This window comes from Kitasatospora sp. NPDC059327 (genome assembly GCF_042752535.1).
Classification (GTDB): domain Bacteria; phylum Actinomycetota; class Actinomycetes; order Streptomycetales; family Streptomycetaceae; genus Kitasatospora.
Window position 1 is genome coordinate 1 of the sequence record NZ_JBHYYB010000035.1, and the last position, 2,504, is coordinate 2,504.

The 2,504-nt window shown below is 71.8% G+C and carries 3 protein-coding genes; all 3 read right to left on the minus strand.

The window, feature by feature from the left end; all coding sequences use genetic code 11:
• Positions 1–58 precede the first annotated feature (58 nt).
• The 3 genes from obgE to rplU all read right to left on the minus strand — a co-directional run bounded on the left by obgE (position 59) and on the right by rplU (position 2,221).
• Positions 59–1,534: a GTPase ObgE gene (obgE, locus tag ACFXHB_RS21845; protein WP_380576261.1), complete on the minus strand. Its 1,476-nt coding sequence runs from the start codon at positions 1,532–1,534 to the stop codon at positions 59–61.
• 99 nt (positions 1,535–1,633) lie between these two features.
• The gene (gene rpmA / locus ACFXHB_RS21850) at positions 1,634–1,891 is read right to left on the minus strand and encodes a 50S ribosomal protein L27 (RefSeq protein ID WP_380576262.1); all 258 of its coding nucleotides are present in this window, start codon (positions 1,889–1,891) and stop codon (positions 1,634–1,636) included.
• A gap of 12 nt (positions 1,892–1,903) precedes the next feature.
• On the minus strand, positions 1,904–2,221 hold the full coding sequence (rplU, locus tag ACFXHB_RS21855) for a 50S ribosomal protein L21 (RefSeq protein ID WP_380576263.1): 318 nt from the start codon (positions 2,219–2,221) through the stop codon (positions 1,904–1,906).
• Positions 2,222–2,504 lie beyond the last annotated feature (283 nt).

Below are 2,504 nucleotides of genomic sequence, written 5' to 3' on the forward strand. Positions count from 1 at the left end.
GCCCCGCCTCCGAGCGGAGGCGGGGCCGCGGCGGCACGCGGGTCGGGACCGGCCGGTCCTACTCCTCGTCGTCGCCCTCGACGGCCTCCGGGCGACCGCCGGAGAGCGCCTCGAAGGCGAGGAACTCGGTCTCGGCGGCGTCCCGGCCCTTCTGCTTCTCGCGACGACGGTCGACCGCCGGTCGCGGGTTCTCGAAGCGGTGGTCCTCACCGCGGCGGCCGAGCATCTCGGCGCCGGCGGCCATGGTCGGCTCCCAGTCGAAGACGACGGCGTTCTCCTCCGGGCCGATGATGACGGTGTCGCCCTCCCGGGCACCGACCTTCCAGAGCTTGTCCTCGATGCCGAGGCGGGCCAGCCGGTCGGCGAGGTAGCCGACGGCCTCGTCGTTGGAGAAGTCGGTCTGGCGGACCCAGCGCTCCGGCTTGGAGCCGCGGATGCGGTAGGCGCCGTCCTCCTCCTCGATGGTGAAGCCGGCGTCGTCCACGGCGGTGGGCCGCAGCACGATCCGGGTGGACTCCTCCAGCGGCTTGGCGGCCCGGGCCTCGGCGACGATCTGCGCCATCGCGAAGTTCAGCTCGCGCAGGCCCTTGCGGGAGGCGGCGGACACCTCGAAGACGCGGTAGCCGCGCTCCTCCAGCGACGCCCGGGTGAGGTCGGCGATGTCCTGGCCGTCCGGCACGTCGATCTTGTTGAGCGCCACCAGGCGCGGCCGGTCGTCCAGGCCGCCGTACTGGGCCAGCTCGGCCTCGATGGTCTCCAGGTCGGTCAGCGGGTCGCGGCCGGGCTCCAGGGTCGCGCAGTCCAGCACGTGGACCAGCACCGAGCAGCGCTCGACGTGGCGCAGGAACTCCAGGCCGAGGCCGCGGCCCTGGCTGGCGCCCGGGATCAGGCCGGGCACGTCGGCGACGGTGTAGACGATGTCGCCGGCGGTCACCACGCCGAGGTTGGGGATCAGGGTGGTGAACGGGTAGTCCGCGATCTTCGGCTTGGCGGCGGAGATCACCGAGATCAGCGAGGACTTGCCGGCGCTGGGGTAGCCCACCAGGGCCACGTCGGCGACGGACTTGAGCTCCATGACGATGTCACGGGCCTCGCCCGGCTCGCCGAGCAGCGCGAAGCCGGGCGCCTTGCGGCGGGCCGAGGACAGCGCCGCGTTGCCCAGGCCGCCGCGGCCGCCGGCGGCGGCGACGAAGCTGGTGCCGTGGCCGACCAGGTCGGCGAGGACGTTGCCCTGCCGGTCCATCACGACGGTGCCGTCCGGCACCAGCAGCACGAGGTCGTGACCCTCGGCGCCGGTCCGGTTGCCGCCCGCGCCGGGCTTGCCGTTGGTCGCCTTGCGCTTGGGCGAGTGGTGGTACTCCAGCAGGGTGGTGATCTGCGCGTCCACGGTGAGGATGACGCTGCCGCCCTCACCGCCGTTGCCCCCGTCCGGGCCTCCCAGCGGCTTGAACTTCTCCCGGTGCACGGAGGCGCAGCCGTGGCCCCCGTTACCCGCGGCGACGTACAGCTCGACGCGGTCCACGAAGGTGGTCATGGGTGTGCCTCCAGTGCGAAGAAAGTGTTGACCTGCTGTAAAGCATGAAGGGTGGACCGGATCATTCCGGCCCACCCTTCATTGTGAGTCTTGTCGGACTCAGGCCTCGACGGCCACGATGTTGACGACCTTGCGGCCGCGACGCGTGCCGAACTCGACCGCACCGGCGGCGAGCGCGAACAGCGTGTCGTCGCCACCACGGCCGACGTTGGCGCCCGGGTGGAAGTGGGTGCCACGCTGGCGAACGATGATCTCGCCGGCGGAGACGACCTGGCCGCCGAAGCGCTTCACGCCGAGGCGCTGGGCGTTCGAGTCACGGCCGTTCCGGGTAGAGCTTGCGCCCTTCTTGTGTGCCATCTCGCTATCCCCTTACTTGCTGACGGAGTCGATGCTCGTGATCCGCACAGCAGTGTGCTGCTGGCGGTGACCCTGGCGACGACGGTAGCCGGTCTTGTTCTTGTAGCGCAGGATGACGATCTTGTCGCCCTTGGTCTGGTCGACCACCTCGGCGTGAGCCTTCACGCCGGCCAGCACCCACGGGTCGGAGGTGACAGCGTCACCGTCGACGACCAGGATGGTGGAGAGCTCCACCGAGTCACCCGGCTTGGCCTCGATACGGTCGATCTCCAGCACGTCGCCGATGGCGACCTTGTGCTGGCGGCCGCCTGCGCGAACGATCGCGTACATGCGGTACCCACTTTCCTAACTCGGTCGGAGCTCCAGATGCCAGCCACCTGGGTACGGACACAGGGGCCTCTCCCCGACTCCTCTGACGAGGCGCCCGGAAGGTGATGTGTTCGGGAGCGCGGCGTAGACACGCCGAGGGTCAAGAATACGGACCGGCCGCCTTCGGGGCAAACCGGGCCGTCCCGGGCGGGGGGGGGGGGGGGGCCCCCCCCCCCCCCCCCCGGCCCGCCGCCCCCCCCCCCCCCCCCGCCCCCGCCGCGGGGGGGGGGCCGCCGCGCGCCGC